The organism is Brevundimonas sp. NPDC055311 (assembly GCF_053645695.1).
The window spans coordinates 187,819-210,949 of the sequence record NZ_JBSHMV010000002.1 but is presented as its reverse complement, the minus strand read 5'-3'; the positions used below and the strand labels follow the sequence as shown (position 1 = coordinate 210,949).

Here is a 23,131-nt window from a genome sequence, read left to right as displayed (position 1 = left end):
GTCGTGTGAGGGTGAAATAGGCGTCGATTGCGGCAGTTCAAGGACAAGAAGAGAAAATTTTCGAGTTCTATGTCTGCGGCGGGACGTCGCGGCCCCGGATACGGCGAAGCCAGGATGATCGTCCCCAGACGGAAGGTTTCTGGGCGGCGCCTTCTTCCGCCTCCTTGTCCTTGACCTTGCCCGGCCGCTTGGCGGCGTAGGGTTCGCCGTCGCCCGACAGCAGGACCGCGATCCAGCGCGAGCCCTTGAACTCGGCCAGGATGGCCATGGCCATCACCGCCAGCGGCGTCGACAGGAACATCCCCGCCACGCCCCACAGCTTGCCCCAGAAGGCCAGGGCCAGCAGCACCACGATGGGGTCGATGTTCTGATTGTCGCCCTGCATCCGCGGCTGGACCAGATTGCCGACCAGGAACAGCAGGGTCTGCAGGCCCACGAACAGGATCAGGGCGGGCCAGTAGCTCTCGAACTGGACCAGGGCGAACAGGGGCGGGGCGCAACCGGCCACGGCCCCGCCCAGCACCGGAATGAAGCCGACGATGAAGATGACGAAAGTCCAGAACTCGGCGTTCTGAAGCCCCACCGCCCGCATCAGCACCCAGGCCACGGCGCAGATCATGGCCCCCGTCACGGCCTGGACCCACAGATAGCCCTCGACCCCGCCGCGCACGCGCTCGAACACCTCCAGCGCCTCCTGGCGCGGGCCGCGTTCAGGGAACATGCCGACCATCTTCTTGCGGAAGCCCGCCTGTGAGGCCAGCAGGAAGCCCAGGTAGATCATGACGAAGAAGGCGCCGGTGGCGGCCCCCTGCACCTGGAAGGCCGTCGTGGTCAGCCAGCCGCGCACGTCGATGCCGGCGATCATGTCCTGCAGGGTGGGCGGGTCGCTGACCCCGACCAGGGCCGAGACGTCCCGGCTGATCTGGTCGATGCGCGGGCCGATGCTGCCCGCCACGCCCGAGGCGTCGGTGAAGAAGCCCGCCGCCCCGTCGACGATGATCCAGATGGACAGCATGAAGCCCAGCACCACCACGATCAGGGCGGCCGCCCCCGCGAAGCGCGGCGGAACGGGGGTGCGACGCTCGATGGCGCGCTTCACCCCGTCGATCATGATCATCAGGAACAGGGCCATGGCCAGAGGCGTCAGGATGTCCCTGAGCCAATAGAGGGCCGCGCCCGCCGCCACGACGGCGATCAGCACCACCGCATTCGTGGCCGGGGAGGAATGACTGACGGTGATCGGAAGCTTCATGGCGGAACTGTCGTCGTGGCCGGGAACCGCGTCAATCGCTGTAAACCGCCGAGGTTCCGCCTTGCGGCGACGGCGTGGTGGATTAAGCATGGCGGAGCACGCAGGAGACCCGCTTCATGACCGACGCCCCCGCCCTGTTTCTCGGCCAGTCCTTCGAGGGCGCGCCCGAGCGCCTCTTGCTGAACCGGGCCAATCGCCACGGCGTCGTCGCCGGCGCCACCGGAACGGGCAAGACCGTGACCCTTCAGATCATGGCCCAGGGATTTTCCGAGGCGGGCGTCCCCGTCTTCTGCGCCGATGTGAAGGGCGACCTGTCCGGCATCAGTCAGGATGGCGGCGTGGAGAAGTTCGCCGAGCGCGCGGGCAAGATGGGCCTGACCCTGAACGGCAAGTCGGCGCCCGTCGTCTTCTGGGACCTGTACGGCCAGAAGGGGCACCCGATCCGGGCCACGGTCTCCGATGTCGGTCCGGTCCTGCTGGCCCGGATGCTGGAGTTGAACGACGTGCAGGAAGGAGTGCTGACCGTCGCCTTCCACGTCGCCGACAAGGAGGGCCTGCTGCTGCTGGACCTGGAGGATCTGCGCGCCCTGCTGGCCTATGTCGGCGAAAACGCCCAGACCATCGGCCGCGAGGTCGGCAACGTCTCGCCCACCTCCATCGCCGCCATCCAGCGGGCCCTGCTTCAGCTGGAGCAGCAGGGCGGCAAGGCCTTCTTCGGCGAACCGGCCCTGCGTCTGGAGGACATGATGCGCACCGCCCTGGACGGCCGGGGCCAGGTGAACGTGCTGGACGCCACGCGGCTGATGAACAGCCCGCGCCTTTACGCCGCCTTCCTGCTGTGGCTGCTGTCCGAGCTGTTCGAGCAACTGCCCGAGATCGGCGACCCGGAGAAGCCGCGCCTGGTCTTCTTCTTCGACGAGGCCCACCTGCTGTTCAACGACGCGCCCAGGGGCCTGCTGGAGAAGGTCGAGCAGGTGGTGCGCCTGATCCGCTCCAAGGGCGTCGGCGTCTATTTCGTCACCCAGAACCCGGCCGACATTCCCGACAGCGTCCTGGCCCAGCTGGGCAACCGGGTGCAGCACGCGTTGCGCGCCTACACCCCTGCCGAGCAGAAGGGATTGCGCGCCGCCGCCCAGAGTTTCCGCGCCAACCCCGCCTTCGACACGGCAGAGGCCATCCAGGCCCTGGGCGTGGGCGAGGCCCTGGTGTCGACCCTGGACGAGAAGGGCGCGCCGACCGTGGTGGCCCAGACCAAGATCCGTCCGCCCGACTCGCGCCTCGGCCCGGCGACCGAGGCCGAACGCGCCGCGACCATGGCCGCCAGCCCGGTGCGCGGCGTCTATGACACGGCGGTCAACCGCGAGTCGGCCGAAGAGGTGCTGAAGGCCCGCCGCGCCCAGGCCGACCGCATCGAAGCCGAGACCGCCACGGCGGCGGCTGAGGCCAAGGCGGCGGAAAAAGCCGCCCGTTCGACCGCTGCGTCCCGCGCGCCGGCCGCGCCGCGCCCGCGCGCCTCGTCCAACCGGCAAACGCCGATGGAGGCTCTGACCAAGTCGGTGCTGCGAACCGCCGGCTCGACCATCACCCGCGAACTGCTGCGAGGCGTGCTGGGCAGTCTGAAAAAACGATAGGCCGGGCGCCATCAGGTCCAGCCTCCGGGAACCCGGTCAAGCTTCAGCGCATTTGAGCTCGGCCTTCAACCTGACCGTCTGGATTCCCGCCCATGCTGATTTCGCCTGTCGCCTCCATCGTCGTTACGGCTCTTGCCTTCCTGCCGACCCAGATCGGCGCGGTAGACATCGGTCCTGAGCTCATAGAGGTCGCGGGCATGGGCCACATACGGACCATCCCCTGCGAAGGTCGACGCGTCGAGGTTCAGGGCACGGGCCACGCCTTGACCTTCACCGGCGTCTGTTCGGGTCTGGAACTGTCCGGCGCGAACAACTTCGTCACCATCACCCTGTCGCCGAACGCCGTGCTGGATGTCTCGGGCAGCGGTCAGGCCGTGCGCTGGCGTTCGTCCGGCGAGCCCCGCCAGAGCCTGAGCGGCGCCAACAACAGCGTCGTCCGCGTCCGCGACTGATCAGTCAGCCGCGCGGGACAAGGCGCCACATCCGCAAGGGGTGGCGCACCGCCCCCGCCTCATGCCCCGCTGCGTCGCCTCGGCCGATGTAGAGATCGGCGCGCACGGGGCCGCGGATCGCCGAGCCGGTATCGAGCGTCATGACCAGACCGCGATAGCTGGCGCGCGCGCCGCGCAGATTGCCGCCGTCCGCCTCGATCCAGGCCGCCTCGCCGTAGGTCCAGCGCGAGGGGTCCACCGCGACCGACCGGCGCGCAGGCAAAGGCACCCCCGCCGCCCCCGTCGCCTCGTTTCCGTCGTCGGCGCTGGTGGTGAAGAAGATGTAGCGGGGGTTCAGCGCCATCACCCGACGCGCCTCGGCCCCGCGATGGGCGGACAGCCAGCCGCGGATGGCCTCGCCCGAGGTCCCGTCGCGCGGCAGCAGACCCTGTTCCGCCATCGGCCGGGCGATGCCGACGAATTTGGCCCCGTTGTCGGCGGCGTAGGCGGCCCTCAGACGGGCGCCGTCCGGGAAGGTCAGGGTTCCCGAACCTTGAATCTGCAGGAAGAAGAGGTCCTCGGCCTTCATCCAGGCCAGGACGGAGGACTGAGCCGAGCCCGCCTCGATGGCGGCGCGATCGCCGACGCCGGCCAGATTGGCCGGGCGGCTGAGGACCGGGGCGTCGAACTCCGCGTCCGGAACGCGACGGGCCGGATACTCGGGCGCGAAATAGGCGGTCAGCAGGCCGCGCCCGCCGTCGTCGGTGCGGACTTCGGTCGCCGTGAAGCGGCTTTCAAGGAAGGCGCGCGCATCGCTGGGATTGGCCCGGGCGGCCAGGGCGCGCGCGTCGCGACAGGTTTCGACGGCAATGCGCGACGGACCGCAGCCGGCGGCGTAGGCGCGCAGGGCGGCCAGGTGATCCTCTTCGGACCAGCCGGGCAGGGCGGCCAGGCTGAGCTCGCCGACTGCGGGCGGCGATACAGGCGGGGACACGGGCGGCGGGACGGTCGGCGCAGGTCCGGGGCCCGGCGTGGGAACCGGGCGCGGGGTCGAGGCGCAGGCCGCAGCCAGCAGGGACAGGGCCAGGACGCCGGACAGACCGCCCAGTCGTCCAAGCGGAGCCGTAAGGAGACGGGTCGCGCCCGTCTGATCGAGGGGCGCGGACCGAGCCGTCATCAGGCGGTCGCCGGCTCGACGCGGGCCAGGGCCCAGTTGGGGTCGGACGCGCCCAGACGGCGCTCGAAGGTCCAGATCTCTGCGGTGCGCCGCTCCTCGGTCACCGTCTCGCCGCCCGAAGGCGTGAGCGAGCCGCGCACCTCGGCCAGGAAGCGCACCTTGGCCAGGGCGCGGTCGCCCTCGGCCGTCGCCGACTCAAGATCGGCGCGCGGCGGATGGACCAATTCGGCGCCCTCCGTGTCGCCCCGGGCTTCGCGCGCCGCGATCCCAGCCTCGAACGAGCCCATGACCTTGTCGGTCAACAAGGGACGCAAGGCGTCGCGGTCGCCCTTGGCGTAGGCGCGCACGATGGTCTCATAGGCCTGGCGCGCGCCCTCCAGGAAGCGGTGCGGGTCGAAGTTCGGCTCGCGCGCCTTCAGCCCGGCGATCGCCGCCGTCAGGGCGGGATCGACGACAGGTCCGCGCGGGGCCTCGGGCGCCCCTGCCGGAGCGGCCGGAACCGGAGCGGGCTTGGGGTTGTCCTCGGGCTGACGGCCGACCTTCTTGCCCAGCACATTATAGAGCTGGAACAGCAGCACCGCCGCGATGACGGCGAAGATCACGATCTGAAAGGTCACCGGCACGGTGGGTTCCTCGGCTAGTCAGGCCTCATCTTCCCGGGCGGGAAACGCCTCGGGGTTTCCCCCGAGAGGCGAAAAGGCAGGTCGTACAACGTGATTAGGGGTCGATCCGGGCGGACGCAAGGCGAAGCGAGGGACGAACGCCGGTCTCGACGTTGCGACACAGGGTCCCGCCATGCTACCGCCGCCCTTCACGCCCGCCTCCGGAGGGAGCGGGACGCCTCCATTTCTGCAAGACGGTTTCCAGACTCATGACCGACGCCACGCCGCCCGCCGACGCCAACGGCCAGACGCCCGACCAAGCCCAGCCGCAAGGCCCCGGCTTCCGTATCCTGGCCCAGTACGTCCGCGACCTGTCGTTCGAGAACCCCAAGGCGCCGGACAGCCTGCGCATCGACGGCAAGCCGGCCATCGACATGGGCGTCGAAATGAACGCCCAGGGCCGCCCCGACGGTCTGTTCGAAATCGATCTGAAGCTGTCGATCAAGGCCACGGCCGACGACAAGACCCCGGTGTTTCACGTGGAACTGCTCTACGGCGGCCTGTTCGCCCTGCAGGGCGTCCAGCCCCAGGACATCGAGCCCCTGCTGCTGATCGAATGCCCGCGCTACCTCTTCCCCTTCGCGCGCCAGATCATCGCCCAGGCCACCGCCGACGGCGGCTTCTACCCGCCCTTCATGGTCGACCCGATCGACTTCGCCGCCATCTATGTCGCCCGTCAGCAGCAGATCGCGGGCGCCCCGGCCGAGACCGGCCAGGCATAAAAAAGGGTCGCTAACGCGAGGCGCGCGGCGCCTCGCTGCTTGAGCGACTATCTATGAGAGAGGGGCGTCTAGTCGGACGCCCCTTTTTCTTGCGCTGGAGGGTCCGTGCTCAAGGTCATCGCCGAGGACTTCATCAAGCCCGAACATGTCGAGACGGTGCGGCCTCTCTACGCCGAACTGGTGCAGCTGACGCGGCAGGAGCCGCTGTGCCGCGCCTATGATCTGTTCGAGGATCGCAAACAGCCCGGCCATTTCATCTTCATCGAGGAATGGCCCGACCAGGCGGCGCTCGACGCCCATTGCGCCAGCGAGCACTTCCGGCGCCTGGTCCCCCAGATCGACGCCCATCAGGCCAGGGCCGGGACCTATATCCTGATGAAGCCCGTCCTGGCGGGCCCCGCCGATCAGGCGGCTTCTTCAGCCTCGATCTCGACCGTCACCCCATAGCCCGCCCACAGGCTGAAGTCCTTGAGCGTCGCCTTGAGGAAGGCCAGGTGCGCAGCCTCTTCCTGTTCCGTGACCAGGGCGGGGAGGGGGCGCGGCCGGGCGCCGTAGGCCGCGCGCTCCGCCGTCTCCGTCGCACCGCTGCGCGTCGAGGTCAGGTCCAGCGCCCGCTCCTTGCCGCCGCGCAGCTCCAGATAGACTTCGGCCAGCAGACGGGCGTCGATCAGGGCGCCGTGCAGGGTGCGCTCGACCAGGCTGATCTTGTAGCGTTTGCACAGGGCGTCCAACGAGTTGGCCATGCCCGGAAACCGCTTCTGGGCCAGGGCCAGGGTATCGATCCAGCGGTCCTGCGGCGGCGGCTTGCGACCGATGCGGCCGATCTCGAAGTCGATGAAGTTGCGGTCGAAGTTGGCGTTGTGCGCGATCAGGGGCGCGTCCCCCAGGAACTCCATCAGATCATCGACGACCTCATGGAATTTGGGCGCATCCTTCACCTTGTCGTCGGTGATGCCGTGCACCTTGATGGCGTCCGGAGGGATCAACCGCTCCGGGTTGATGAAGCGATGGAAGGTCCGCCCCGTCGGCAGCAGGTCCTCGATCTCGATGCAGCCCACCTCGATCAGCCGGTCGCCGGTCTTGGGATCGAAGCCGGTGGTTTCAGTGTCGAGAACGATTTCGCGGGCCATGTCCCTTAATGCCGGGGTTCGGCCCTGAACGAAAGCCTCAGACCTCCAGGGTCCGACGGATGGCCTGAGCGACCTCCAGACTGCGCGCCGCCTCCTCGCGGTTCTCATCCTCCAGATGCCAGGCGGCGGAGAGGCAGGCGTGACAGAATCCCCAGGCCAGGATCGCCTGTGCCGGCCGTCCGACCGCCGGCGCCAGGGTCCGGGCCAGACGCTGCGCCCGCTCGGGATCGGTTCGAAGATCCTGCCGCTCCACAGGATTGTAGAGCAGATTGGCCGCATCATAGGCCGGATCGCCCAGGACGCCGTGCGGATCGATCGCCAGCCAGCCGCGTGGGCCGTGCAGGATGTTGTCGTGATGAAGATCGCCGTGCAGCGGCCGGATCGACGCGCCTTCCGACATCAGGCTCGCTGCAAGGCCTGCGGCCTCGCCGAACAAGCCGCCCTGATTGTCGGCCTCAAGCCTCAACGCCGCGAAACGGTCCTCCATGGTCTGGAGGCCCCCGGCCGGGCGATCCGAAGGCGCGTGAAGCGCGCCCAGCACATCGGCGGCGATGCGGGTCGCGGCGGCGTCGCCCTCGACGTCCAGCACCGAGGTCAGGGTGCGGCGGCCGGCGTCCTCAAGCCATTGCCAATCCCCCTCCGCGCCTAGAAGGCGGATCGCGCCGGCTCCGTCACGCCAACGCAGCCAGGCCAGGGCCTGGGGCGCGTCCGGCGCCGCCTGCGGGCTCAGACGTTTGACCACGCTCGTGCGGCCGTCGCTGTCCACGGCTCGCCAGACCGAGCCGCCAATCCCCTCGGAGGGTCAGCTTCATCAGCTTCCAGACGGAAGGGACCCCGGGCGGCGTCATGCTCCGGCGGCGCTCGTTGGCGATCGCCAGTCCGGCGACAGAACGGTCTTCACGACCGCGCGCACCTGGTCGCGCGCTGCCTCCAGGCCGTGGCCTGTGTCGATCAGGAAGTCGGCGCGCGCGCGCTTTTCGGCGTCCGGCGTCTGGCGCGCCAGGATGGCTTCGAACCGTTCGCGCGTCATGCCGGGGCGGGCCAGGACGCGCTGGGCCTGAACCTCGACGTCCGCCGTGACCACGACCACGGCGTCGACGAAAGCCTCGCCGCCGGTCTCGAACAAAAGGGGGATGTCCACGACCGCCAGCCGGGCGCCCTGCGCGGCCGCCGTCTTCAAGGTCTCGGCCCGGTCAGCCGCGACCAGCGGATGGACGATGGCCTCCAGCCGCTGGAAGGCGGCCTCGTCGCGACCCAGGGCTTCGGCCAGACGCGACCGATCCACAGCCCCGTCCACGACCACGCCGGAAAAGGCCTGCGCCAACGGAGCGACCGCCGCGCCGCCGGGGGCGTAGAGGCGATGAACGGCGGCGTCGGCGTCCCACACCACGGCGCCTTCGTCAGCGAACATCCGCGCCGTGGTCGACTTGCCCATGCCGATGGAGCCGGTCAGGCCGAGGACGATCAAACCGCTTCTCCGAGATGCGCCAGAAGCAGGGCGCGCAGGTCCAGGAGCGGCGGCGGGCGGCGGAAGATGGCCTCGAATGACGGCGTCGCCTGGCCGATCAGCATGGCCAGACCGTCCACGGCGGTCAGGCCGCGCGCCCGCGCCGCCGCCAGCAGGGGCGTGACGACGGGCTTGTAGGTCATGTCCATGACCACCGCCGACGGCTTGAGCGTTTCCAGCGCGATGTCCGGCGCCACGCTCAAGGCGTTGATGACCAGATCGGCGTCTTTCAGCACGCCGGCGTCCGGGGCGACCGAAACGGCCGGGCCCAGGTCGGCGGCCAGGGCCTCGGCCCGCTCGCGCGTGCGGTTCAGGATGGACAGGGCGGCGCCCGCCTCGATCAGGGCGCCCGCGCCCGCCCGCGCCGCGCCCCCCGCGCCCAGGATGACGACGGAGGCGCCGTTCAGCTTCAGCCCCGGCGCCTGTTCCGCCAGGGCGTAGAGCACGCCCGCGCCGTCGGCGCTCTCGGCCCGCACCCGGCCCTCTTCGAAGACCAGGATGTTGGCCGAGCCGGTCAGGCGCGCCGCCGCCCCTGCTTCATCGGCCAGGGCGAAGGCCTGTTCCTTGAACGGCGCCGTGACGTTGACGCCGGCGATCAGCCCCGCGCGGCCCGCCGCCACCAAAGCCTCGAACCCCGCCGCATCCCGGGGCGCGAAGGCGGCGTAGGCGGCGTCGATCCCGCCCGCCTCCAGCCAGGCGTTGTGGATCACCGGGCTGAGCGAATGGCTGACCGGATATCCGACGATGCCGCCCAGCAGGGCGGCGCCGGTGATGCGACCGACAGGCTTGCCGTTCATGATGCGATCACCCCCGCGCGACGCAGTTCGGCCAGGACCGGCCACAGCGGCAGGCCCAGGACCGTGAAATAGTCGCCTTCCACCGCCTCGAACAGCTGCGCGCCCAGCCCCTCGAGCCGGTAGGAGCCGACGCAGGACAGCAGCGCCTCGCCCTCCGCCGCCAGATAGGCGTCGAGGAAGGCATCGGAGAAGTCCCGAATCTTCATCTCGACCGTATCGACGCCGGACCAGACGACCTGGCCGTTGCGGGCCAGGGCGGCGCCCGAATGAAGCTGATGCGTGCGGCCGCGCATGACCGACAGCCGTTCGCGCGCGGCGTCCAGCGTCGCCGCCTTGGACACCAGACCGCCGTCGAAGGCCAGGGTCTGGTCGGCGCCCAACACCCAGGCGTCGGCGTCATGGCGCGACACCGCCAGGGCCTTGGCCCGCGCCAGCTCGACCGCCAGCTCGACCGGATCGACGCCCGGCGTCTTCAGCGCGTCCTCGTCCACATCGGCGACCTGGACGACGAAGGGCACGCCCGCATCGCTCAGCATGGCGCGGCGCGCGGCGCTCTTGGAGGCCAGGATCAGGCGTTCGCCTTCGGTCGTCGTCACATCGGGGCTCCCAGCTTGCGGCTGCGCCGCTCGCTCAAAAGGTTGATGATGGCGGCCGCCGTCTCCTCGACCGAGCGGCGCGTCACATCGATGGTCGGCCAGCCGCGCCGCTCGAAGGCGCGTCGGGCCTTGATGGTCTCTTCGCGCACGGCGTCATGATCGACATAGGCCGAGGCGTGGCCCGCATTGAGCCCGTCCAGCCGGTTGCGGCGGATCTGCACCAGCCGATCGGGCGACACGGTCAGGCCGACGACGAGGGGATTCTTCAGCCCGGTCAGCCGCTCGCCGTCCTCCTGACCAGGCACCAGGGGCACATTGGCCGCGCGAATGCCTCGATGCGCCAGATAGATGCAGGTCGGCGTCTTGGAGGTGCGGCTGACGCCGCACAGCACCACGTCCGCCGCCTCCAGCTGCTCCAGCGTGCCCTGGCCGTCGTCATGGGCGATGGCGTAGTCGAGCGCGCTCATGCGGTTGAAATAGCCCGTATCCAGGGCGTGCTGCGCCCCGACCCGCGCCGAAACATCCGCCCCCAGATAACGCGACAAGGCCCCCACCAGCGGGTCCAGCGCCCCGATCTGCGGCATCTGCAGCCGACGGCAGCCTTCCTCCAGCTGCTCGCGCAGGTCCCGATCGACGAGGGTGTGCAGCACCACGCCGGGGGCCGCCGCCACCTCTTCAAGCACGCGATCCATCTGCTTGGTCGACCGCACCAGGGCGTAGATGTGCTCGATCGGAATGACGCCGTCGAAGCGGGCGATCACCGCCTTGGCCATGGCGTTCAGCGTCTCGCCGGTCGAGTCCGACACCAGGTGGACGTGAAAATAGGTGGCCAGGCGCGAGGCGCCGGGAGGGCGGGCGGGGCTCATGAGGACGGCGTCTCCTTCTCCGAACCGGTCAGACCATCCCCGCGCCCTGTTGAAAAGCCGGGGCGCCGTTCGTGAAAGACCGGGCGCCGAATCCTCTAGCAAGCCCCGCCGCCGGTCGCGAGCGGGGATCGCGGGCGCCGTTGGCGGGATCGGCGCCGGAGTCGTCCGCCTGGGCGCCGGAGATTCATCCCGTTCTGGGGGTCGGACAATTTGTCCAACAACGGCGCCCGTGGATTCACCCACAACGGCGCCCAGAGAGGAAGCCGAGTCCCGCGGGTGTTTCACGGCTTATCCCCATGACTCACACCCCGCCTTGTAAACGCCCGGATTTCTCCGTCGCCGACAGGGGACAAAAGGGAGTCGAACCGGGACTGCCGACACTTATCCCCGCGCTCCCCGGCCCTGCTTCCAACCTCTAATTCTTTCAATTCTTAAATCTGAATAGGGATTGAGGCTTGAGGGTGTGCATCCTAAAGGCCGAGACATGAGCACGCCCCTTCTAATCCAGGCTCTCCAGGGCCGAACCCTTTCTCGCCCGCCCGTATGGTTCATGCGTCAGGCCGGGCGCTACCTGCCGGAATACCGCGAGCTGCGAGCCAAGGCGCCGGACTTCATCGCCTTCTGTCTGAACCCTGAGATGGCGGCGGAGGCGACGTTGCAGCCGATGCGCCGTTTCGGCTTCGACGCCGCCATCGTCTTCGCCGACATCCTGCTGATCCCCGGCGCCCTGGGCCAGAAGGTGTGGTTCGAGGCGGGGGAGGGGCCGCGTCTGGGCGCCCTGCCGTCGGTGCAGTCGATGGCCGACAAGGCTCAGCAGGCTGGAGAAGCGCTCAAGGCCGTGGGCCAGACGCTCAGCCTGGTGCGAGCGGAACTGGAGCCTGAACGCGCCCTGATCGGTTTCGCCGGGGCGCCGTGGACCGTGGCCACCTATATGCTGGACGGCGAACACCGCACCATGGGCAAGGGCGAGCGCGGTCTGGCGCGCACCTACGCCTACACCCAGCCCGAGATCGTCTACGGTCTGCTGGACGTGCTGGTGGAAGCCACCGCCCACTATCTGAAGATGCAGCAGGACGCCGGCGCCCAGGTCCTGAAGATCTTCGAGAGCTGGGCCGAGGGCCTGCCCGACGATCTGTTCGAAACCCTGGTGCTCAAGCCGCATCAGAAGCTGGTCGCCCGCGCCCGCGAACTGGGGGTCACCGTGCCTCTGATCGGCTTCCCGAGGGGCTCGGCGGCCCTGGCTGAACGCTATGCGCGCGAATGCGACGTTCAGGGCGTGGCGCTGGACACCGCCTGTCCTCTGGAGGTCGGCCAGCGCGTCCAGGCCATCAAGCCCATCCAGGGCGCGCTGGACCCCCTGCTGCTGCGTGCGGGCGGCGACGCCCTGGACCGCCGCGTCGACCAGCTGATGGAGGCCTGGGGCCAGGGGCCGTGGATCTTCAATCTGGGCCACGGCATCCTGCCGGACGTTCCGATCGCCCATGTCGAACAGGTGCTGAAGCGGATCGGCGCCCAATGACCCGGACCGCCACAAACCCCGAGGGACGACCCAACCGGCGCGTGGCGGTCGTTCTGACCAATCTGGGCGGTCCTGATCGCCCCGAAGCGGTCAAACCCTTCCTGTTCAACCTGTTCAACGACCCGGCCATCATCGGCCTGCCGGGGATCGTGCGTACGCCGCTGGCGAAGCTGATCTCCAGCCGTCGCGAGACCTCGGCCCAGGCCAACTACGCCCTGATGGGCGGCGGCTCTCCCCTGCTGCCCGAGACGCAGAAGCAGGCCGAAGCCCTGTCGCGCGCCCTGGCCGACTCCGCGCCGGGCGACGACAGCCGCGTCTTCATCGCCATGCGCTACTGGCATCCGCTGACGGAAGAGACGGCGGCGGGGGTCAAGGCGTTCCAGCCGGACAAGATCGTCCTTCTGCCCCTCTATCCGCAGTTCTCGACCACCACGACGGCCTCCTCGCTGAAGAAGTGGACCGAGTGCTACGACGGCCCCGGCGAGACCCACGTCGTCTGCTGCTATCCGGACGCTGAGGGGCTGATCGAGGCCCAGGCGCGTCTTATCAGGCAAACGCTTGATAAGGCCGAAGGAAAGCCGGTTCGCGTGCTGTTCTCGGCCCACGGCATCCCTGAGAAGCTGGTCGCCGCCGGCGATCCTTATCAGGCTCAGGTCGAGGCCACCGTGGCCGCCGTGGTCGAGCACATGAGCCTGACCGATTGGGCCATCTGCTATCAGAGCCGGGTCGGGCCGCTGAAATGGCTGGGACCGGCCACGCCGGACGCCATCGAGCAGGCGGGCCGGGACGGCGTGGGCGCCGTCGTCGTGCCCATCGCCTTCGTCTCTGAACACATCGAGACCCTGGTCGAACTGGACATGGAATACGGCGAACTGGCGCACAAGGTCGGTTGCGCCCCTTATTTGCGCGCGCCGACGGTCAGCGCCGACCCGGTCTTCATCACCGCCCTGGCCCAAGCGGTCGAGCGGGCGCTGGAGACGCCGGGAATCGCGCCGCAGGGGGCTTCTCAGGGCGGACCATGCGCCCACTTGAAAGCCTGTCCGTCTGGCTGTTCAAAGGTCTCCAGGGCGGCTTGAGGGGAGCGACATGGACTATTACAACCTGGCCCGCGGGCTGCACATTCTGGCGGTGATCGCCTGGATGGCCGGAATGCTCTTCCTCCCGCGTCTGTTCGCCTATGACGCCGAGCAGAACGCCAAGCCCGAACCCCTGCGCGGCGAGATGCAGGCCCTGTTGCGGGTCTGGCAGACGCGTCTGCTGCGCATCATCATCAATCCGGCGATGATCCTGGCCTTCGTCTTCGGCGGCTGGCTGCTGTGGCTGCGCAGCGGCGACGGCGCCGACTGGTCCTTCGCCCATCAGCCGTGGATGGTGACCAAGCTGATCGGCGTATTCTTGTTGGCGGCTTGGCACGGCTTCCTGGCTGGGCAGCGCAAGAAGATCGCGGCCGGCACGTCGAAATATTCGGGGCGTTTCTGGCGGATGACCAATGAGATTCCCTTCGTCCTGGCCATCATCATGGTGTTGTCGGTGACGATGGAGTGGACATTTTAGAAGTCCTGACGCGAGCGACGGGGCGCGCGCTGCTTGAGGGGCCTTGACCCGCGCGGGTCTTTCGTGGTTCCGCTACGGTGAACCGTGCGGCCGATCCGTGCAGTGCGGTCCCTCTCTTTTCGCGACGCCTGCCGGTTCGAACCTGCGGGAGACCGTCGCCCTCCCTCGCAGCCCCTGCGGCTGAAACCATCGACGACCTTCTGCTCCTGGGCGCCCCGCGGCGTTCGGGTGCGCGAACGAGCACGCCATCATGACCGATACGCCTGAGACGCCGGAAACCGAAGTCCCTGAAAATACGGCGGAAACGCCTGTCGAGCGGCCGCGTCGCACCCTGAGCCTGGGCGGCAGCCGCGCCGCTGCGCCGGTCGAGGAAGCCGCGCCGGAAGAAACCGTCGTCGCGCCCGTCGCTGAAGACGACGATCACGGCGTCGACACCACGGCCGAGGACGACGATGAGGACGACGACGGCGAACCCATCGTCCCCAACGGCCGCATCACGCTTCAGGAACTGAACGAGAAGACGCCGGAAGACCTGGTCGCCTTCGCCGAGGGTCTGGACATCGAGAACGCCGGCAATCTGCGCAAGCAGGACCTGCTGTTCGCCATCCTCAAGACCCTGGCCGACGAAGAGGTCGAGATCATCGCCTCGGGCGTGCTGGAGATCCTGCCGGACGGCTTCGGCTTCCTGCGCAGCCCCGACGCCAACTACCTGCCGGGTCCGGACGACGTCTATGTCTCGCCGTCGCAGATCCGCCGCTTCGGCCTGCGCTCGGGCGACACGGTGCACGGCGCCGTGCGCGGCCCGCGTGAGGGCGAGCGCTATTTCGCCCTGCTCAAGGTCGACACGATCAACTTCGAAGATCCGGAGATGGTCAAGACCAAGGTCCTGTTCGACAACCTGACGCCGCTCTATCCCGAAGAGCGGCTGCACATGGAAATCCAGGACCCGACGCTGAAGGACCGTTCGGGCCGGGTCATCGACATCGTCGCCCCGCTCGGCAAGGGCCAGCGCTGCCTGATCGTCGCCCCGCCGCGCGTCGGTAAGACGGTCATGCTGCAGAACATCGCCAAGTCGATCGAGCGCAACCACCCGGAAGTCTTCCTGATCGTCCTGCTGATCGACGAACGCCCCGAAGAAGTCACCGACATGCAGCGCACGGTGAAGGGCGAGGTCGTCGCCTCGACCTTCGACGAGCCCGCCTCGCGCCACGTCGCCGTCGCCGAAATGGTGATCGAAAAGGCCAAGCGCCTGGTCGAGCACAAGAAGGACGTGGTGATCCTGCTGGACTCCATCACCCGCCTGGGCCGCGCCTACAACGCCACCGTTCCGTCGTCGGGCAAGGTGCTGACCGGCGGCGTCGACGCCAACGCCCTGCAACGTCCGAAGCGCTTCTTCGGCGCCGCGCGTAATGTGGAGCAGGGCGGCTCGCTGACCATCATCGCCACGGCCCTGATCGACACCGGCAGCCGCATGGACGAGGTGATCTTCGAAGAGTTCAAGGGCACCGGCAACTCGGAAATCGTGCTGGACCGCAAGGTCGCCGACAAGCGCATCTTCCCGGCCATCGACGTGCTCAAGTCCGGTACCCGCAAGGAAGACCTCATCACGCCGAAGGATCAACTGGCCAAGACCTATGTCCTGCGCCGTATCCTCAACCCGATGGGTCCGCAGGACGCGATCGAGTTCCTGCTCGACAAGCTGCGCCAGTCCAAGAACAACGCGGACTTCTTCCAGTCGATGAACACCTGATACTGGCCCTTGCGCCGCCCGCGCGGCGGGCGGCTGCTTGAGGGCTGTTTCACGTGAAACACGCCCCGGTCTGAAAGGCGAACGTCATGAAGCTGAACATCGAGATCGACTGCACCCCGGCCGAGGCCCGCGCCTTCCTGGGCCTGCCGGATGTGACGCCGCTTAACGATCATCTGGTCGCTGAGATGCAGAAGCGGATGGACGCCAACATGGCCGCCATGCAGCCCGACGAACTGATGAAGACCTGGACCAGCTTCGGCGTTCAGGCCCAGGACCAGTTCCGCCGCCTGATGGAAGCCGCCGTCACGGGCGCGGCCAAGCCCTGAATCTGACGACGTGGGCCTGACGACGTGAGCGACACCATCTTCGCCCTCGCCACCCCGCCGGGGCGGGGTGCCATCGCGGTGCTGCGCCTGTCCGGGGCGGCCACGGAGTCGGCGCTGACGGCGCTGGGGGCAGGGGGGCTGACCCCGCGCCTGGCCTCGGTGCGCAGCCTGCGCCACGAAGGCCGTCTGATCGACGAGGCTCTGGTGCTGCGCTTTGTCGCTCCGCGCTCCTACACGGGCGAGGATTCGGCCGAACTGCATCTGCATGGCGGTCGCGCCGTGGTGGAAGCGGCCAGCACCGTCCTGATCGCTCTGGGCCTGCGTCCGGCCGAGCCCGGCGAGTTCACCCGTCGCGCCTTCCAGAACGGCCGCATGGATCTGGCCCAGGCCGAGGCCGTCGCCGATCTGATTGACGCCGAAACAGAAGCCCAGAAGTCTCAGGCCCTGGGCCAGCTGGACGGCGCCCTGTCAGCCGCCTACGCCGGATTTCGCCGCGACCTGCTGAAGGCCCTGTCCCTGGTCGAGGCCGAGATCGACTTTCCCGACGAGGAAGTGCCCGACAATCTGGCGCGCACCGCCGGACCGGTGCTGGACGCTCTGGCTGGAGACCTGCGCGCGGCCCTGGCCGATTCTGATCGCGGGCGACGGGTGCGCGAAGGCTATCGCATCGTTCTGATCGGCGAGACGAATGCGGGCAAGTCTTCCCTGTTCAACGCCTTGGTCGCGCGTGAAGCCGCCATCGTCACCCCCATCGCCGGGACGACGCGCGACGTGCTGGACGCGGACATCATGATCGGCGGCTACGCCGTCACCTTGTCGGACACGGCGGGCCTGCGCGACAGCGACGATCCGGTCGAAGCCGAGGGCATTCGCCGCGCCCGCCTGCGCGCGGAGGGCGCAGACCTGCGCCTGTGGGTCCGCTCCCCTTCGACCGAGGGGGCTGAGGACCCGGCCTCTGTCTTCGTCCGCCCGTCCGATCTTCAGGTGCTGAACAAGGCCGACCTCGGCGCCGTGGCGGTCGCGCCCGCTCTCGAGGCCCTGAGCGTGAGCACGACGACAGGGCAGGGGCTGGCCGAACTGCACGACTGGATCGCGGCCCGCCTGGCGCGTGACCTGTCGGGCGCCGACTTCCCGGCGGTGACGCGCGAGCGGCATCGTCGCCGCCTGGCAGAGGCCTTGGCCGCTGTCGAGGCGGGGCGCCGCGCGCTCGATTTGGCGCCGGAGATGGCGGGGGACGACCTACGCCGCGCCGCTGACGCCCTGGCCCGCGTCACCGGAGCCATAGGGGTGGAGGACGTTCTGGGCGAGGTCTTTTCTTCCTTCTGCATCGGCAAATAGGCCCGGCTTTCGCCCGTTTCACGTGAAACAACCGTTGTGGGGCCGGTGGCGATTCCGGCTCGAATGGACTATGTGGACGCCATGAGTTCGACCCCCGACCACACCTTCGACGTCGTCGTCATCGGCGGCGGTCACGCCGGTTGCGAGGCGGCGACCGCCGCGGCGCGCGCAGGCGCGCGCACCCTGCTTCTGACCCAGAAGCTGGAGACCATCGGCGAGATGAGCTGCAACCCGGCCATCGGCGGCCTGGGCAAGGGGCATCTTGTGCGCGAGATCGACGCCCTGGACGGCGTCATGGGGCGGCTGGCGGACGTGTCGGGCATCCAGTTCCGCATGTTGAATCGATCCAAGGGCGCCGCTGTGCGCGGCCCGCGCAGCCAGATCGACCGAGGCCTGTATCGCGAGGCCATGCAGGCCGAACTGGCGGATTATGCCAACTTGACCCTGATGGCGGGCACGGCCGAGGGCTTGATCCTGAACGGCGACCGCGTGGTCGGCGTGACGACAGGGGCAGGGGAGACGATCCGCGCCGGCGCCGTGGTGCTGACGACCGGCACCTTCCTTAACGGCGTCATCCATCGCGGCGATCTGCGGATTCCGGCGGGGCGCTATGGCGAAGACCCTTCGACCGGATTGGCCGGTGATCTGCACGCCGCCGACCTGATGATGGGCCGACTGAAGACCGGCACGCCCGCCCGTCTGGACGGACGCACCATCGCTTGGGAGCGGCTGGAGATGCAGGCGGCGGACGACCAGCCCGTGCCCTTCAGCTTCCTGACCGATCGCATCGACGTGCCGCAAATCGCCTGCGGCGTCACCCACACGACGGAAGAGACGCACCGCATCATCGCCGACAACCTCGGCGAAAGCGCTGTCTATGGCGGACGGCTTTCGGGCCGGGGGCCGCGCTATTGCCCCTCCATCGAGGACAAGGTGGTCCGCTTCGCCGACAAGACCAGCCACCAGGTCTTCCTGGAACCGGAAGGGCTGGATGATCCCAGCGTCTATCCGAACGGCATCTCGACCTCGGTATCCGACACGACCCAGATGGCCTTCCTCAAAACCATGCCGGGGCTGGAAGCGGTCGAGGTGTTCCGCTTCGGCTACGCCATCGAGTACGACTATGTCGACCCGCGCGAGCTGACGCCCGCGCTGGAGGTCAAGAAGCGGCCCGGCCTGTACCTGGCGGGCCAGATCAACGGCACGACCGGCTATGAAGAGGCGGGGGCGCAAGGCCTGATCGCCGGGCTCAACGCCGCCCGCGCGGCGGCGGGGTCGGCCCCGCTGGTCCTTGGCCGGGATCAGGCTTATATCGGGGTGATGATCGATGATCTGGTGACGCGGGGCGTGACCGAACCCTATCGCATGTTCACTAGTCGGGCCGAGTATCGGCTGACCCTGCGCGCCGACAATGCGGATCAGCGCCTGACGCCCATCGGCATCGAGGCGGGCATCGTGGGCGCAGACCGCGCCAAGGTATGGCTGGACAAGGCCGATCGGTTGGACCGGGCGAACCGTGTTTCACGTGAAACACAGTTCACGCCCAAGGAGGCGGGGGCGCTCGGCATTACCGTCAACGCCGACGGGCAGCGTCGTTCGATCCGCGATCTGCTCGCCTTCCCCGATGTGTCCTTGGATCACTTCGTCGCCATCCGCCCCGAGATCGTCGACTGGCCGGCCGCCGTGCGCGAACAGGTCGAGATCGACGCCGTCTACGCGGGCTATCTGGACCGCCAGGCCCAGGACGCGGAGGCGCTGCGGCGGGAGGAGGGGCTGGCCTTGCCGGCCGACCTCGACTACGCGGCCATCGGCGCCCTGTCGAACGAGGTGCGCGAGAAGCTGGCCATGATCCGCCCGCTGACCCTGGGCCAGGCGGGGCGGATTGAAGGCATGACGCCGGGCGCCCTGACGGCGCTTCTGGCGCATGTGAAGAAGGTCAAGGGCGTGGCGGCCGACCTGTCGGCGGTCGTCGCCTGATGTCGGACGCCATTCAGACTTTCCGCGCCCAGACCGGCGCCAACGACGCCAACATCGCCGACCTGAAGACCTTTCTGGCCATGCTGACCGAGGCCAATGCGGTGATGAACCTGGTCGGTCCCGACACGCTTCCAGACTTCTGGAACCGTCACGCCTGGGACAGCGCCCAGTTGCTGGACCTTGCGCCGGAAGCGAAGACCTGGGCCGATCTGGGGGCAGGGGCGGGGTTTCCCGGCGTCGTTCTGGCCATCCTTCTGAAGGGCCGGCCCGGCGCCCATGTCTGGCTGGTCGACAGCCTGGGCAAGCGCTGTCGTTTTCTTCAGACCATCGTCGATGCGCTGGATCTGCCCGCCACGGTCGTCAATGGGCGGGCCGAGGAGCAGGCGATCACGGTCGATATCGTCACGGCGCGCGCGGTGGCGGCGATGGAGAAGCTTCTGGGTTATGCACAACCCTACTTCCAACGCGGTGCAAAAGGCCTGTTCCTCAAGGGAGAGAAGGCCGAGGCTGAGTTGAAAGAGGCCCGTCGGGTCTGGCAGTTTGAGGCCGAGCTTACGGTCTCGCGCAGCGATCCGCGCGGCCGCATCGTTTCACTGGGGAGCCTTCGCCGTGTCCGTTGAGTCCGTAAAGCCGCCCCGCGCTCATGAAACCCGCGTCCTGGCGGTCTCGAACCAGAAGGGCGGGGTGGGCAAGACCACGACCGCCATCAATCTGGGCACGGCCCTGGCGGCGATCGGCGAGAAGGTGCTGATCGTCGATATGGACCCGCAGGGCAACGCCTCCACGGGGCTGGGTGTTCCACGTGAAACACGGCGGGTGACCATCTATGACGTCATCGTCGACGGCCGCCCGGTGGATGAGGCGGCGATCGAGACCGCCGTGCCTGGCCTGTTTATCGTCGCCGCCGATCCCGACATGTCAGGAGTCGAGATTGAACTGAGCCAGTCGGATCGCCGTTCCTATCGTCTGCGCGACGCCCTGGCGAAGCAGGGCGGCAACGGTCATTCCCGGTATGACTATGTGTTGATCGACTGCCCGCCGTCGCTGAACCTGCTGACGCTAAACGCCATGGCGGCGGCGGATGCGGTTCTGGTGCCGCTGCAGTGCGAATTCTTCGCCCTGGAGGGCCTGACGCAGCTGATGCGGACGATCGAGATGGTGCGTCAGAGCCTGAATCCGGCGCTGGATATTCAGGGCCTGGTGCTGACCATGTACGACCGTCGCAACGCCCTGTCGGGCCAGGTGGCGGCCGACGTGCGCGCCCACTTCGGGGACAAGGTCTATGACAGCGTCATCCCCCGTAACGTCCGAGTGTCCGAGGCGCCGTCGTTCGGCAAGCCGGCCCTCATCTATGATCTGAAATGTGCGGGCAGCCAGGCCTATCTGAAGCTGGCCCGCGAACTGGTGGCGCGCGAGCGCCAGCGTCGTCAGGCCCTGGCCGCCTGATCCAACTTGTAAAGCAGCGGAAACAGCATCTTGTCTGAACGTCAGCGTGGTCTGGGCCGGGGTCTCTCGGCGCTTCTGGGAGAAAATGCGCAGGATCCCGTCGCTGTCGATGCGACCGGTCCCGCGCCGGCTGGCGTTCAGCGCGCCCCGATCGAGGCGCTGAAGCCCAATCCGGACCAGCCGCGCAAGATCTTCGCCCAGACCGATCTGGACGAACTGACGGCGTCGATCCGCGACAAGGGGGTGCTGCAGCCCATTCTGGTCCGCACCCAGCCGGGCCAACCGGGGCAATGGCAGATCATCGCCGGCGAGCGTCGCTGGCGGGCGGCTCAGGCGGCCCGCCTGACCCAGGTGCCGATCGTCGTGCGCGAGATGGACGACATCGAGGTGCTGGAGGTCGGCGTCATCGAGAACGTCCAGCGCGCGGACCTGAATCCGATGGAGGAGGCCAACGCCTACGCCGTGCTGATGGAGCGCTTCGGCCGCACCCAGGACGCCCTGGCCGGGGTGGTGGGCAAGAGCCGCAGCCATGTCGCCAACACCCTTCGCCTGCTGCAACTGCCCGAGGCGGTGCGCGAGCATGTGGTGCGCGGCGAATTGTCGGCAGGTCATGCCCGCGCCCTGATCACTGCGCCGAATGCCGAACAGTTGGCGCAGGAGGTGATCTCAAAGGGCCTGAACGTGCGTCAGACCGAGGCTCTGGCCCGTCGCGCCGCCGAGGGACCGAAGGCGCCCAAGGTTAGGGCAGGAGCGGGGGGCGAAGGCGCTGCCGACATCGCCGCTCTGGAACAGGACCTGTCGGACGCCTTGGGCTTGAAGGTGTCTCTGGCCGACAAGGGCGGAAAGGGCGAGATCACCGTTCGATACGGCACGCTGGAACAACTCGACGACCTGTGCCGCCGCCTGATGAGGGGCTGAAACGAAAAAGCCCGTCCAGGACCGAACCGGGACGGGCAAGTCGGGGATGAGAGCGGGGCCGACACGCCAGCAGGTGGGAGCGCGCCGGACGACCCGATCGATGATCGAGGACCGATCCTCGCCATAGAAAACCTCTATATACGTTTCTGTCAATACCGCGTGTTTGGCGTGATCGTCAGCCCCTATGGACCCTAGAGGCGACGGACTGATGCAGGCGTTGGAGGCCCCTTTCCTGGCGCTTCCTGCTAGGATGCGGCCCATGACCGAGAAATCTGAGAAGGCGAGCGCGTCTGAAGCGCTCAAGCGCGCCCTGGCGGCGAAGCAGGCGAAGAGCTCGAACGGCGCCGGGTTCGGCGGTGCTGTCGGAGGACGTACGACCGAAACCTCGATGCAGCGTCAGGCCGCCGCCCTGAACAAGCCGGCCTTTCGCCGTGCGTCCAAGCGGGGATGAGCGTAGGCGAGCGGCCGCGTCAAAGCCCCATGCGTTTGGCGCGCGCGGCGATCTCCAGCAGCAGGCGTTCGGCGATCAGGGCCTCGGGCATGCCCGTGGTCTTGGTCATGACGTCGGCGGTGTTGACGCTGTCCTGCACCTCGTCGAGCAGCTCCAGCCGCCACCCGCGCGCCTGACGCAGCATTTCGGCCTCCTGCTTCCAGAAGACGCCGGCGGCCTTGGCGGCCTCCTTGGCGCCCGCGCCATTGGCCTGCAGGACGTTGATCCGGCGCAGCTTTCCAAGGTGAAGCGAGGCCATGCGGACCGCCATGACGGCGCTCTCGCCCTCGGCCAGGGCGCGGCGCAGGCCAGCCTGAGCGGGGCCGGGGCGGCCGCCGAACGCCTGTAGCGCGGCGTCGGACAGGGAGGCGTCGGGCTCGACCCCCAGGTGGGCGTCCAACTCCTCGACATCGATGGTGCGGCCGGATCCGGGGCCGATGTAGAGGATCAGCCGCTCGATCTCCTGGCGCATCAGGCCGCGCTCGCGGGGCAGGCGGGCGACGAACCGGTCCAGGGCGTCCGAGCTCAGGCCCACCTTGTCGGCGCCCAGGGCCTCGCGCGTCATGCGGGCGACGTCGCCGACCTCATCCTCATAGCAGGCGATGGCGACCGCGCCCTGGGCCTTTTCCGCAGCCTTGCGCAGGGCGGATTCACGACCGAGCGCCCCGGCCTCGACGACCAGCATGGCGTCGGGGTTGTAGGCGCCCTCGGCGTGCGCCGTCAGGGCGGCGGCCACGGTCTTGTCCACGCCCGCTTTGCCGTCCGACATCCGGATGCGCACCAGGCGTCGCCCGCCGATCATGCTGAGCGCCGTCAAAGCCTCTTCCAGCCGCACGGCGTCGCCGTCGATGTCGGCTTCGGTCAGCAGGGTGACGTTGAAGGGATTGTTCAGGTCCGGCGTGATCGTTCGGCACAGCGTCAGGGCGCGCTCGGTCACGCCCGAACGGTCCTTGCCGTGGATGACGGCGGCGCGGACGGCGGGGTCCGGCGCCTTCAGGAAGCGGTCGACGTCGGGCCGCTTGGACAGGATCATGCGGCGGCC

The 23,131-nt window shown here is 68.5% G+C and carries 25 protein-coding genes; 15 read left to right on the top strand and 10 right to left on the bottom strand.

The genetic code is table 11. From position 1 onward, the window contains the following. Positions 1-67: 67 nt before the first annotated feature. The gene (locus ACWIDZ_RS06865) at positions 68-1,252 is read right to left on the bottom strand and encodes an AI-2E family transporter (protein WP_453988161.1); all 1,185 of its coding nucleotides are present in this window, start codon (positions 1,250-1,252) and stop codon (positions 68-70) included. A 116-nt stretch (positions 1,253-1,368) separates the two neighbouring features. Between ACWIDZ_RS06865 and ACWIDZ_RS06860 the strand changes: the two genes are divergently transcribed. Both ACWIDZ_RS06860 and ACWIDZ_RS06855 read left to right on the top strand, forming a co-directional pair. Continuing rightward, positions 1,369-2,883, top strand: a complete 1,515-nt coding sequence (locus ACWIDZ_RS06860) for a helicase HerA-like domain-containing protein (RefSeq protein ID WP_338577492.1) — start codon at positions 1,369-1,371, stop codon at positions 2,881-2,883. Between the two features lie 92 nt (positions 2,884-2,975). Next, positions 2,976-3,335, top strand: a complete 360-nt coding sequence (locus ACWIDZ_RS06855) for a DUF3060 domain-containing protein (RefSeq protein ID WP_452111913.1) — start codon at positions 2,976-2,978, stop codon at positions 3,333-3,335. 4 nt (positions 3,336-3,339) lie between these two features. Here the strand turns inward: ACWIDZ_RS06855 and ACWIDZ_RS06850 are convergent, their stop codons facing one another. Together ACWIDZ_RS06850 and timA are read right to left on the bottom strand one after the other, a co-directional pair. Next, positions 3,340-4,491 carry an MltA domain-containing protein gene (locus ACWIDZ_RS06850; protein WP_453988162.1) on the bottom strand — a complete coding sequence of 384 codons (1,152 nt, stop codon included), beginning with the start codon at positions 4,489-4,491 and terminating at the stop codon, positions 3,340-3,342. Further along, positions 4,491-5,108 carry a TIM44-related membrane protein TimA gene (gene timA, locus ACWIDZ_RS06845; RefSeq protein ID WP_291781205.1) on the bottom strand — a complete coding sequence of 206 codons (618 nt, stop codon included), beginning with the start codon at positions 5,106-5,108 and terminating at the stop codon, positions 4,491-4,493. The genes ACWIDZ_RS06850 and timA overlap by 1 nt, the downstream gene beginning before the upstream one ends. Before the next feature lie 254 nt (positions 5,109-5,362). On the opposite strand from timA, the gene secB reads away from it, so the two are divergent. Continuing rightward, positions 5,363-5,875, top strand: a complete 513-nt coding sequence (gene secB / locus ACWIDZ_RS06840; RefSeq protein ID WP_453988163.1) for a protein-export chaperone SecB — start codon at positions 5,363-5,365, stop codon at positions 5,873-5,875. A 105-nt stretch (positions 5,876-5,980) separates the two neighbouring features. After that, on the top strand, positions 5,981-6,322 hold the full coding sequence (locus ACWIDZ_RS06835) for a putative quinol monooxygenase (protein WP_453988164.1): 342 nt from the start codon (positions 5,981-5,983) through the stop codon (positions 6,320-6,322). Here the strand turns inward: ACWIDZ_RS06835 and dnaQ are convergent. From dnaQ to ACWIDZ_RS06805, 6 genes are read right to left on the bottom strand one after another with little or no spacing between them, the layout of a single operon-like run. Beyond that, positions 6,280-7,005 carry a DNA polymerase III subunit epsilon gene (gene dnaQ / locus ACWIDZ_RS06830; protein ID WP_453988165.1) on the bottom strand — a complete coding sequence of 242 codons (726 nt, stop codon included), beginning with the start codon at positions 7,003-7,005 and terminating at the stop codon, positions 6,280-6,282. The genes ACWIDZ_RS06835 and dnaQ overlap by 43 nt on opposite strands. Before the next feature lie 37 nt (positions 7,006-7,042). Further along, positions 7,043-7,795 (bottom strand): aminoglycoside phosphotransferase family protein, encoded by a 753-nt coding sequence (locus ACWIDZ_RS06825; RefSeq protein WP_453988285.1) that lies wholly within the window; start codon positions 7,793-7,795, stop codon positions 7,043-7,045. Positions 7,796-7,849: 54 nt separating this feature from the next. Beyond that, the gene (gene coaE / locus ACWIDZ_RS06820; protein WP_453988166.1) at positions 7,850-8,473 is read right to left on the bottom strand and encodes a dephospho-CoA kinase; all 624 of its coding nucleotides are present in this window, start codon (positions 8,471-8,473) and stop codon (positions 7,850-7,852) included. Further along, positions 8,470-9,309, bottom strand: coding sequence for a shikimate dehydrogenase family protein (locus ACWIDZ_RS06815; RefSeq protein ID WP_453988167.1), 840 nt, complete (start codon positions 9,307-9,309; stop codon positions 8,470-8,472). The genes coaE and ACWIDZ_RS06815 overlap by 4 nt, the downstream gene beginning before the upstream one ends. Beyond that, the gene (locus tag ACWIDZ_RS06810) at positions 9,306-9,905 is read right to left on the bottom strand and encodes a Maf family protein (RefSeq protein ID WP_453988168.1); all 600 of its coding nucleotides are present in this window, start codon (positions 9,903-9,905) and stop codon (positions 9,306-9,308) included. The genes ACWIDZ_RS06815 and ACWIDZ_RS06810 overlap by 4 nt, the downstream gene beginning before the upstream one ends. Continuing rightward, positions 9,902-10,771, bottom strand: coding sequence for a pyruvate, water dikinase regulatory protein (locus tag ACWIDZ_RS06805; protein ID WP_291780450.1), 870 nt, complete (start codon positions 10,769-10,771; stop codon positions 9,902-9,904). The genes ACWIDZ_RS06810 and ACWIDZ_RS06805 overlap by 4 nt, the downstream gene beginning before the upstream one ends. Before the next feature lie 484 nt (positions 10,772-11,255). On the opposite strand from ACWIDZ_RS06805, the gene hemE reads away from it, so the two are divergent. The 11 genes from hemE (at position 11,256) to ACWIDZ_RS06750 (ending at position 22,050) form a co-directional block, all read left to right on the top strand. After that, positions 11,256-12,290: a uroporphyrinogen decarboxylase gene (gene hemE / locus ACWIDZ_RS06800; RefSeq protein WP_343830005.1), complete on the top strand. Its 1,035-nt coding sequence runs from the start codon at positions 11,256-11,258 to the stop codon at positions 12,288-12,290. Continuing rightward, on the top strand, positions 12,287-13,366 hold the full coding sequence (gene hemH / locus ACWIDZ_RS06795) for a ferrochelatase (protein ID WP_453988169.1): 1,080 nt from the start codon (positions 12,287-12,289) through the stop codon (positions 13,364-13,366). Before hemE ends, hemH begins: the two co-directional genes overlap by 4 nt. Before the next feature lie 10 nt (positions 13,367-13,376). Beyond that, on the top strand, positions 13,377-13,844 hold the full coding sequence (locus tag ACWIDZ_RS06790) for a CopD family protein (protein WP_291780444.1): 468 nt from the start codon (positions 13,377-13,379) through the stop codon (positions 13,842-13,844). 250 nt (positions 13,845-14,094) lie between these two features. After that, positions 14,095-15,594 carry a transcription termination factor Rho gene (rho, locus tag ACWIDZ_RS06785; RefSeq protein ID WP_343830002.1) on the top strand — a complete coding sequence of 500 codons (1,500 nt, stop codon included), beginning with the start codon at positions 14,095-14,097 and terminating at the stop codon, positions 15,592-15,594. Between the two features lie 86 nt (positions 15,595-15,680). After that, positions 15,681-15,920 carry a DUF6489 family protein gene (locus tag ACWIDZ_RS06780; RefSeq protein ID WP_003166554.1) on the top strand — a complete coding sequence of 80 codons (240 nt, stop codon included), beginning with the start codon at positions 15,681-15,683 and terminating at the stop codon, positions 15,918-15,920. A 24-nt stretch (positions 15,921-15,944) separates the two neighbouring features. Continuing rightward, positions 15,945-17,258: a tRNA uridine-5-carboxymethylaminomethyl(34) synthesis GTPase MnmE gene (gene mnmE, locus ACWIDZ_RS06775; protein WP_453988170.1), complete on the top strand. Its 1,314-nt coding sequence runs from the start codon at positions 15,945-15,947 to the stop codon at positions 17,256-17,258. 63 nt (positions 17,259-17,321) lie between these two features. Then, on the top strand, positions 17,322-19,235 hold the full coding sequence (mnmG, locus tag ACWIDZ_RS06770; RefSeq protein ID WP_453988286.1) for a tRNA uridine-5-carboxymethylaminomethyl(34) synthesis enzyme MnmG: 1,914 nt from the start codon (positions 17,322-17,324) through the stop codon (positions 19,233-19,235). Continuing rightward, complete coding sequence (rsmG, locus tag ACWIDZ_RS06765) at positions 19,235-19,855, top strand: 16S rRNA (guanine(527)-N(7))-methyltransferase RsmG (RefSeq protein ID WP_346485358.1); 621 nt, start codon at positions 19,235-19,237, stop codon at positions 19,853-19,855. Before mnmG ends, rsmG begins: the two co-directional genes overlap by 1 nt. Beyond that, positions 19,845-20,681, top strand: a complete 837-nt coding sequence (locus ACWIDZ_RS06760; RefSeq protein WP_291780431.1) for a ParA family protein — start codon at positions 19,845-19,847, stop codon at positions 20,679-20,681. Before rsmG ends, ACWIDZ_RS06760 begins: the two co-directional genes overlap by 11 nt. Before the next feature lie 75 nt (positions 20,682-20,756). Continuing rightward, positions 20,757-21,599, top strand: coding sequence for a ParB/RepB/Spo0J family partition protein (locus ACWIDZ_RS06755; protein ID WP_453988287.1), 843 nt, complete (start codon positions 20,757-20,759; stop codon positions 21,597-21,599). A gap of 259 nt (positions 21,600-21,858) precedes the next feature. Then, positions 21,859-22,050: a hypothetical protein gene (locus ACWIDZ_RS06750; RefSeq protein ID WP_291780425.1), complete on the top strand. Its 192-nt coding sequence runs from the start codon at positions 21,859-21,861 to the stop codon at positions 22,048-22,050. Positions 22,051-22,069: 19 nt separating this feature from the next. On the opposite strand, the gene holA is transcribed toward ACWIDZ_RS06750, so the two are convergent. Next, the gene (holA, locus tag ACWIDZ_RS06745) at positions 22,070-23,122 is read right to left on the bottom strand and encodes a DNA polymerase III subunit delta (protein WP_453988171.1); all 1,053 of its coding nucleotides are present in this window, start codon (positions 23,120-23,122) and stop codon (positions 22,070-22,072) included. Positions 23,123-23,131 lie beyond the last annotated feature (9 nt).

Coding starts and splice junctions, on each gene's coding strand:
- hemE (WP_343830005.1), top strand. CDS start 11,256: ATGAGCACGCCCCTTCTAATCCAGGCTCTCCAGGGCCGAACCCTTTCT.
- dnaQ (WP_453988165.1), bottom strand. CDS start 7,005: ATGGCCCGCGAAATCGTTCTCGACACTGAAACCACCGGCTTCGATCCC.
- ACWIDZ_RS06790 (WP_291780444.1), top strand. CDS start 13,377: ATGGACTATTACAACCTGGCCCGCGGGCTGCACATTCTGGCGGTGATC.
- secB (WP_453988163.1), top strand. CDS start 5,363: ATGACCGACGCCACGCCGCCCGCCGACGCCAACGGCCAGACGCCCGAC.
- holA (WP_453988171.1), bottom strand. CDS start 23,122: ATGATCCTGTCCAAGCGGCCCGACGTCGACCGCTTCCTGAAGGCGCCG.
- rsmG (WP_346485358.1), top strand. CDS start 19,235: ATGTCGGACGCCATTCAGACTTTCCGCGCCCAGACCGGCGCCAACGAC.
- hemH (WP_453988169.1), top strand. CDS start 12,287: ATGACCCGGACCGCCACAAACCCCGAGGGACGACCCAACCGGCGCGTG.
- ACWIDZ_RS06865 (WP_453988161.1), bottom strand. CDS start 1,252: ATGAAGCTTCCGATCACCGTCAGTCATTCCTCCCCGGCCACGAATGCG.
- ACWIDZ_RS06750 (WP_291780425.1), top strand. CDS start 21,859: ATGACCGAGAAATCTGAGAAGGCGAGCGCGTCTGAAGCGCTCAAGCGC.
- ACWIDZ_RS06815 (WP_453988167.1), bottom strand. CDS start 9,309: ATGAACGGCAAGCCTGTCGGTCGCATCACCGGCGCCGCCCTGCTGGGC.
- ACWIDZ_RS06860 (WP_338577492.1), top strand. CDS start 1,369: ATGACCGACGCCCCCGCCCTGTTTCTCGGCCAGTCCTTCGAGGGCGCG.
- rho (WP_343830002.1), top strand. CDS start 14,095: ATGACCGATACGCCTGAGACGCCGGAAACCGAAGTCCCTGAAAATACG.
- mnmG (WP_453988286.1), top strand. CDS start 17,322: ATGGACTATGTGGACGCCATGAGTTCGACCCCCGACCACACCTTCGAC.
- ACWIDZ_RS06855 (WP_452111913.1), top strand. CDS start 2,976: ATGCTGATTTCGCCTGTCGCCTCCATCGTCGTTACGGCTCTTGCCTTC.
- ACWIDZ_RS06805 (WP_291780450.1), bottom strand. CDS start 10,771: ATGAGCCCCGCCCGCCCTCCCGGCGCCTCGCGCCTGGCCACCTATTTT.
- ACWIDZ_RS06850 (WP_453988162.1), bottom strand. CDS start 4,491: ATGACGGCTCGGTCCGCGCCCCTCGATCAGACGGGCGCGACCCGTCTC.
- ACWIDZ_RS06780 (WP_003166554.1), top strand. CDS start 15,681: ATGAAGCTGAACATCGAGATCGACTGCACCCCGGCCGAGGCCCGCGCC.